Source organism: uncultured Flavobacterium sp. (assembly GCF_963925415.1).
In the GTDB taxonomy this organism is placed as follows: domain Bacteria; phylum Bacteroidota; class Bacteroidia; order Flavobacteriales; family Flavobacteriaceae; genus Flavobacterium.
In genome coordinates, this window is the sequence record NZ_CAWUTS010000105.1 from 1 (window position 1) to 7,740 (window position 7,740).

A 7,740-nucleotide genomic window follows, 5' to 3' on the forward strand; every position below is an offset into this window, starting at 1 on the left:
CAAAACAGAAGACAACCAAGCATTGAAGACCTTTATAAGATTGGTGCTATTTTAAACATTGAAGCCAGCGAATTATTAGTGAAAGTAAATCTAGAAGATGTCTAATAAAAAATTAAAAGTATATGGCTTATTCACTGGTGGTGGTGGTCTAGACATTGGCTTCAAAGAAGCTGGTTTTGAAATTATAGGAGCTTCTGATATTTGGAAGGAAAGTGAAAAGACAATGAATCTGAATTATCCAGATATCCCATTCATATGTAAAGACATAACGACGCTAACATCAACTGACATATTAGAAAGTACAAATGGGGTTAAACCTGATGTTCTTATTGGAGGACCACCTTGTCAAGGTTTTTCTGTAATGGGAGATAAGAATTCTGCTGACCCAAGAAATGTATTATTTGAAGCTTACGCTCGCCTTGTTGATGATTTGGAGCCTAAATGTTTTGTTTTTGAAAATGTGAAAGGGATTAAATCCATGTTCAAAGGAAGATATTTAAACATGGTTGCAAATAGTTTTGCGAAAATTGGTTATGACATATATTTAAAAGTTTTAAATTCTAAAGATTATGGCGTTCCACAAAAAAGAGAGCGAGTAATAATAGTAGGTACTAAGATAGATAAGCTTTTCAAGTACCCGCCGCACAGCAATGATTCTATTGGTATTTTAAAAGCGAAAAAGAATGTTCATGAAGCTATCGGTGATTTAATTAAAAAAGATGAAAAATTCCCTAATCATTTAGCACTTACACATGGAGAAATAGTTCTAAAGCGATATAAACTTATTCCTGAGGGTGGCAAACTTCCTCCTCCAGAAGAATTACCAATTGAAATTAGACGTAAAAACTTTGGAAATACATATGTCAGATTACATAGAAAGGAATTAGCACCTACCATGGTTCCGGGTAATAATGCTTTCCCTGTTCACCCCACTTTAGATCGAAGCTTAACTCCTAGGGAGGCTGCTAGAATTCAGACTTTTCCGGATACTCATATTTTTACAGGAGCTCGAAAAGAACAGTGTATTTTAGTTGGAAATGCTGTACCTCCTCTAATGGGAGCTCATATTGCCTGTGAACTGAAAAAGCATATCTTGGACAAAAACTATAAAGGATCAGAAGAAAATTTACTATTAAAAAGAAATAGCTTGATAGAAATTAAAGATAAAGAGGCATCTGGTAAAAAGTTAAATTTTATAGATTTATTTTCTGGAGCAGGTGGTATAGGAATAGGTTATGAACAAGCTGGTTATGAGCATGTGTTTAGTGGCGATTTTGACGCTGGCGTTGCTAAAACTTTTAAGCACAACAATAAAAATACACCTTTTCTTGAAGGAGATTTATCTGAAGAATCAGTTTTTGAGAACGCAAAAAAAATTGTTGGAGATAAAGAAATTGATGTTATAGTTGGAGGGCCTCCTTGTCAAGGCTTTTCAATGTTTGGTAAAAGAAGATTTGTTAAATCACAATCGCACAACCCACATGATGACATAAGAAATGACTTAATATTTACCTACTTAAAGTATGTAGAAGAATTTAATCCAAAATGGTTTATGATGGAGAATGTCGCAGGTTTAGTAAACTTAGCAGATGGATATTTTCTGGAGAATTTTATAGAAAGAGTAAAGGAATTAGGTTACAACAATTATGATTACAAAATAATTAATACAGCTGATTATGGAGTACCACAAAAAAGAAAACGTTTCATTTTTCTAGCTAACAGGACTGGTAATATTATTCCGTGGCCTAAACCTAAATTTTACTCGAAACCTGAAGATTGGGAAAAGCCATATAGAAACATAAATCAAGTAATAACAGGGTTAGAAACAGATAAGTCACAAACAAAATTTAAAAATCACAAGCCAATGAATCATTCACCAGAAGTTGTTGAGCGATTTTCTTATATAAAAGAAGGCTGTAAAATAAACCCTGATGATTTGCCCGAACATTTAAAGTACAGTAGAACAGGTAAGCTTATAAAGAGTTTTAGCAAAGTTTTATTTAGATTAGACAGCAATCAACCGAGCCACACCCTTGTTCCTGGGCATAGTGCTTTTCCAATACATCCTTGGCTTAACAGACAACTTACGGTAAGAGAAGCTGCAAGAATACAAACATTTCCTGATTCAATAGAATTTTTAGGTAATCATGGACAACAGTGTAAACAAGTTGGTAATGCATTTCCTCCAATGGCTGCAGAAGTTTTTGCGAATGCAATTAGAAAGGCTATTGCTAATGATTGGAAAGAAGAAAATTTAAGTGGGTTAGTTCATTACTCCTTAGTAGAAAAATAAAACATGGGCTCTAGAAAAAATTATATAGAAACAGTTAAAGAAATTTGTGAAAGCACAATTTCTAAAGGATATGACAACCTGAAAAAGGAATTTAAAGAAGTTTATATAAATAAAAGAACTGCTGATGCTGAAAAGCATGGAAACATTTCTGTTGAAGAAAGGTTATTGAATTTAAATGAAAACTCAAAGATAAACTCGAGCGATAGAATTATATTAAATTCTGTAATTGAAAAAATAAAAAAAGAAAAGTACGAGTTTTCAAATACTGATAAAGAAGATCTTGTTCTCTTTAACAAAAAAATCGATTTTGCAATTGCACAATGCCAGTATATAACAAATATTTTTGATGGAGAAAACAACTATGTTAAAGGTCACAGTCTTGATATAGTAACTTTATTTAATGACATTAAATCTTCAACTAGAATAAATGATTTTTTAAAAAACACTCAAATTGATAATGCATTTATTAAAAATCCCAATTTTAAATCTTTCTTAATTTACCTATTCGCACTAGTAAAAAATATAGAAAGCAAAAACAGCTATCCTATTTATTATAAATATTATCAAAACATTGCCAAGTTCTTTTTTAATATAGAACTATTAGATTATGATAATTTTTGTATTCATTTTAGAGAAACTAATTTTAATAGCGAACCAAAATTGTTAGAGTTTAATACCTACTATTATCTTTTAGGTGAAAATTTGAAAAAAGAATTAAAATTGAACGGTTTATCTAATGAAGATGTTGACAAACGATGGCTAAAAAACAATCTTTTTAATGTAGATGCAGATTCGATTGAAAGTGTTGATGTTTCATTTGATTCAATTGAAAATGAATTCAAAAAATATTTGGAAAATAATGTATCTAAAACTAGTGTAAATAAATATTTAGGTGGAATTAGTTTTGTAAATAAAATTACGTTAAAAAATGGTTTAGAAGAACTATTTAATTGGAATTTATATGACATTGATGAGAACAAAGAAGTTTTATTCAATGATGAAGAGTTTAGAAAACAGAATACGACAGGTAACAATATGTATTCTGCAGTAGTCAATCATTATCAAAAATTTTTACAGTTTATGGAAGTAAAAGAAGACACAATGCAATTTGAAATTCCACCTATTAAACCTTTTGAAAATTTTAAATGGAGATGGGCAGTAGCTACCCCAAGTGAGGGAATAAATTCACCTGAAATATTGCTTGGAGTATTACGTATACTATATAAACATAATGGTCAAAAGCATGCTACACAAGAGTTTCAAGATGACCTTTTAGCGCTACAAACCGAACTTGAAACTAGAATTGACTTAGCAAAAGTAGATAGAGGATTAAATAAAAATATAATTGAAAATTCTGGGCAATATTGGAAGGCACTTGGGCTTCTAGCAAATTCTACTGGAGGTATAATTAACCTTACTCGCTTAGGGATTTCAATAGCAGAAGATAATTCCAATTATGACGAATTCATTAGATATTTATATTCAAATTTTAGGCTGCCCAACGTTCACATAGAATCAAACGAAATCATTCAAGAATGGCGTGACAACAACATTGAAGTTTCCCCTATTAAATTGATTTTTAATATTTTATTCGAAATCAAACGCCAATCTAAATCACCATCTAACTTGTACATATCTCCAGAAGAACTGAAGGATATAGTAATTCCTCTTTCAGTGTATTCAAAATTACCAATAGCTCAATATGTCACAGAAATATTTAGCTATAGAAGTAATTCACAACCATACGAATCATGGCCCAACTTTACGCCTGGTGATAATGATTTTAGAATGGTAAAAGAATATTTACTGTTCCTCTCAAACTTTGGATACCTTGATTTAATTGAACTAAAAGATAAATCCAAACGATATTACCTGAATTCAAATAGCATAAACATCCTTGAAAAGAATTATGAACCAATTGAAAATGAAATTGATGTTGCAGTTTTTTCAATAAATCAAATTCCTTTTGATATTAACAATTTTTCAAGTGCTTGTAAAAAAGCTGGTTTGGTATATGAAGACAAATTAATTACTCGTTATATTTCATCTCTCACAACAAAACCTTTTGTAATACTGAGTGGGCTTTCAGGTTCTGGCAAAACCAAGTTAGCCCAAAGTTTTGCACAATGGTTGTGTGAACATGAAACACAATATGCATTAGTTCCCGTTGGTGCCGATTGGACCAATAGAGAGCCTTTGTTAGGATATGTAAATGCATTGAACAATTCAGAATATATTTTGCCAGAAAATGGAGCTCTGCAGCTTATTCTAAGAGCAAATGAAAATGAAAACAAACCTTATTTTCTGATTTTAGATGAGATGAACTTGAGCCATGTAGAACGCTACTTTGCCGACTTTTTAAGCGTAATGGAATCGAAAGATAATTTTAAGTTACACTCTGATAAAGAAAATAAAAAATCTGGTGTGCCATACGAATTAAGTTGGCCAAAAAATTTATTTGTTGTTGGTACTGTAAACATTGACGAGACAACGTATATGTTTAGTCCAAAAGTATTAGATAGGGCTAATGTAATTGAGTTCAGGGTAAATGAAACGGAAATTGAAGGCTTCCTAAAGGCTGAGAAGGAAATAACATCCATAATAAAGATAGGAGCTGCAATGGGTAGTTCATTCGTGTCAATTGCCAAAAAGGAGCTGAATGAAACTGATTACAGCAAACTAAATAGCGAGTTGTTAGAATTCTTTAAAGAGTTACAAGTTTTAGGAGCAGAATTTGGTTACCGTACAGCCTCAGAAATACAGACCTTATTTTCTAAGATCGATCTTATAAATCCAGAATACTCAGATAAAATAGATGAAAAGATTGACATTGCCATTATGCAAAAACTATTACCAAAACTTCATGGCTCAAGGAGGAAGTTATTAAAGACTCTAAATCTTTTGGCGCAAAAGTGTTTAATGAAAAAACAGGAAGTAATATTTAACGATAGAGGGATTTATAATTTGTCAGAATCAAACTCCATAAAATACACATTGTCTTTTGAGAAGTTAGCTCGGATTTATAAGAATGCAATAGAAAACGGATTTGCAAGCTATGCAGAAGCTTAAAGTAAATTTAGATTATATATCAAAAGGGTTAGAAATTGAGATATTTGCTATTATACCTGACACACTCTTTAATGTTTTGGATGCTGCAGAAAACAATGAAGCACCATGCCAAATTATTGAAGGTTGCTTTTATCAATATAAGTTAACAACTGGGTTCAGTCTTCAATCAAATGAAGTAGTAGAAATTTCCAATTTTAATGCATCTGAAGGAAGAATCAGCCCCAATTTTTATGTAGGCACCTTATCTATTCCGATTCTTGAAAATAGAATCGTAAAAGGTTTTTTTAAGTTAGAAGTTCAGTCTGTAAAAACATCCTACAGAAAAGATTATAGGTTCATGTTGGAATCTATTACCAACCATGCGACAGATTTAATTCTTCAAACAAACTCACCAGTTAATCAAACATTAGAAGTAGATTTTGATACAGATGCTAAAACACTATATCAGCAATTTTGTTTTGTAAAATCAATCATTGATACTTAAGATTTTGAGATTGCTATTCAACAAATTATAAAAGCACCTGTAACAATTTGGACTGCGAAAACAGAACAAAAAGATGTTAGAAGTTTAAAGAAATTAAATAGCCAAGATGTAAGAAATCTTGTTCATTCACAAAATAGAGTAAAACTACCTACAAATCATTATTTAAGGAAGGGTGGAATTAATTCTATTGCATTACAAATACCAACATCAATTAAAGAAGAAACAACCGACACTCCTGAAAATAGATTTATAAAATATGTTTTAGAATCCTTTTTATTCTTTTGTGAAGAAATTCAATTGAAAAGTAAAAATGGCTCAAGATTATTTCAGGAGGCACAAATTATTTCGAATAAGTTATCATCTTTTTTACAAAACAATTTATTCAAGGAAGTATCTAGACCTACCATGATTAAATTAAATAGCCCTGTTTTACAGAAAAAAGCTGGCTATAGAGAAGTTTTAAAAACGTGGTTGATGTTTGATTTATCGGCAAAATTAATTTGGGAAGGTGGCGAAGATGTTTATGCTGCGGGAAGTAAAAACATAGCAAAACTATATGAGTATTGGTTATTCTTTAAGTTATTAGAAGCTGTAAAAGAAACATTTAATATCAATTCTGAGGAATATAAGAAGCTAATAAAGCCTACGAATGACACATTAGGTCTTCAACTTAAAGAAGGTAAGCAAGTTGCTTTAAATGGAACTTACCTTTCAAAAGAAAGGGAACTATCAATTCAATTTTCCTATAATAAAACGTTCGGTTCAAACAAGGAGCTATCTACTGAAGGAAGTTGGACCTTACAAATGGATCCTGACTACACGATATCTATATGGCCAAAAGAAGTAGGAATTATAGAAGCTGAAAAAACAGAACAAATCGTTCACATTCATTTTGATGCAAAATATAAAGTAAAAAACAAAAAGGATAATTCGAAATTTAAACCTGAAGATGTTTTTAAAATGCATGCTTATAAAGATGCTATTAGAAGAACTGGAGGGGCGTATATTTTATACCCAGGAACTGATGATAAACCAACAAAATTTAAGGGGTTCCATGAAATATTGCCAGGATTGGGAGCTTTTGCAATTCGTCCTTCAGAAGAAAATAGCGGGGTACAAAATTTAATAGACTTTATTACGGAAGTTAAAAATCACTTTTTAAATCGAGCTTCGCAGCGAGAAAACATATCTACTAAAACATACCAAATTACCAAAGATGGGCTGTCGAAAGAATTGAATAAATCCATCCCCGAGTACTTTAATGGGGAAAAATTAATTCCAAATGAAACATTTGTCCTAATAGGTTATTGCAAATCAAGTGATCATCTAAATTGGATCAATGATAAGTTACTTTATAACTTTAGAATGAATAATAACCGAGGAGCTCTCAAATTGACGCAGGAAACCTTAAATGCAAAATATTTATTATTACATATGAATGGTGACAGTTCATCGTCTAGCATCTATAAAATCCAAAAGCCTGAATATCGAGTAACTAGTAAGGGTACTTTAACTCGTTTGGGTTATCCAAAACCTAGACAAGAAAGTTACCTAGTTGTGAAGTTAGAGCCTTGTTTAGATAAAGAATTTGAAAATCTATCATGGAATTTTAAAGAACTAAATAATTATAAGCCTGGAAGAGCTTCCGCAATCCCATTCACTGCAAGCTTATCAGAATTAATGGAAGTAAAATTGAATACTTAGCCAATGCATGTTAAAGCACTATGAAAATTTAATCAGTGTCAATGTAATGATTATAATTCCTTATTCTGCTTGAACCTTACTATTGTGATTAACGAAAGTACTTGCCCATAAATAGCCTTAGGATATCACCCCTAATTTACTCCAATAGGATCTAACAAACAATAATGAATGCTATTGATGAGATGGCTTA

3 protein-coding genes and 1 pseudogene are annotated in these 7,740 nt (G+C 31.3%); all 4 read left to right on the forward strand.

The genetic code is table 11. The annotated features are described in order from the left end of the window. The first annotated feature begins 97 nt into the window (after positions 1-97). The gene (locus AABM47_RS08475; RefSeq protein ID WP_338410495.1) at positions 98-2,293 is read left to right on the forward strand and encodes a DNA cytosine methyltransferase; all 2,196 of its coding nucleotides are present in this window, start codon (positions 98-100) and stop codon (positions 2,291-2,293) included. 3 nt (positions 2,294-2,296) lie between these two features. Further along, positions 2,297-5,362 carry a hypothetical protein gene (locus tag AABM47_RS08480; RefSeq protein ID WP_338410496.1) on the forward strand — a complete coding sequence of 1,022 codons (3,066 nt, stop codon included), beginning with the start codon at positions 2,297-2,299 and terminating at the stop codon, positions 5,360-5,362. Then, positions 5,349-6,305: pseudogene (locus AABM47_RS08485) on the forward strand (DUF2357 domain-containing protein); the annotation flags it as partial. The gene AABM47_RS08480 and the pseudogene AABM47_RS08485, both read left to right, overlap by 14 nt. 15 nt (positions 6,306-6,320) lie before the next feature. After that, entirely contained in the window at positions 6,321-7,550 is a 1,230-nt protein-coding gene (locus tag AABM47_RS08490; protein WP_338410497.1) for a nuclease domain-containing protein, read from the forward strand. Positions 7,551-7,740: the final 190 nt, after the last annotated feature.

What these genes read in the sequence shown, in the direction of transcription:
- AABM47_RS08490 (WP_338410497.1), top strand. Translation starts at nt 6,321, where the DNA reads ATGTTTGATTTATCGGCAAAATTAATTTGGGAAGGTGGCGAAGATGTT.
- AABM47_RS08480 (WP_338410496.1), top strand. Translation starts at nt 2,297, where the DNA reads ATGGGCTCTAGAAAAAATTATATAGAAACAGTTAAAGAAATTTGTGAA.
- AABM47_RS08475 (WP_338410495.1), top strand. Translation starts at nt 98, where the DNA reads ATGTCTAATAAAAAATTAAAAGTATATGGCTTATTCACTGGTGGTGGT.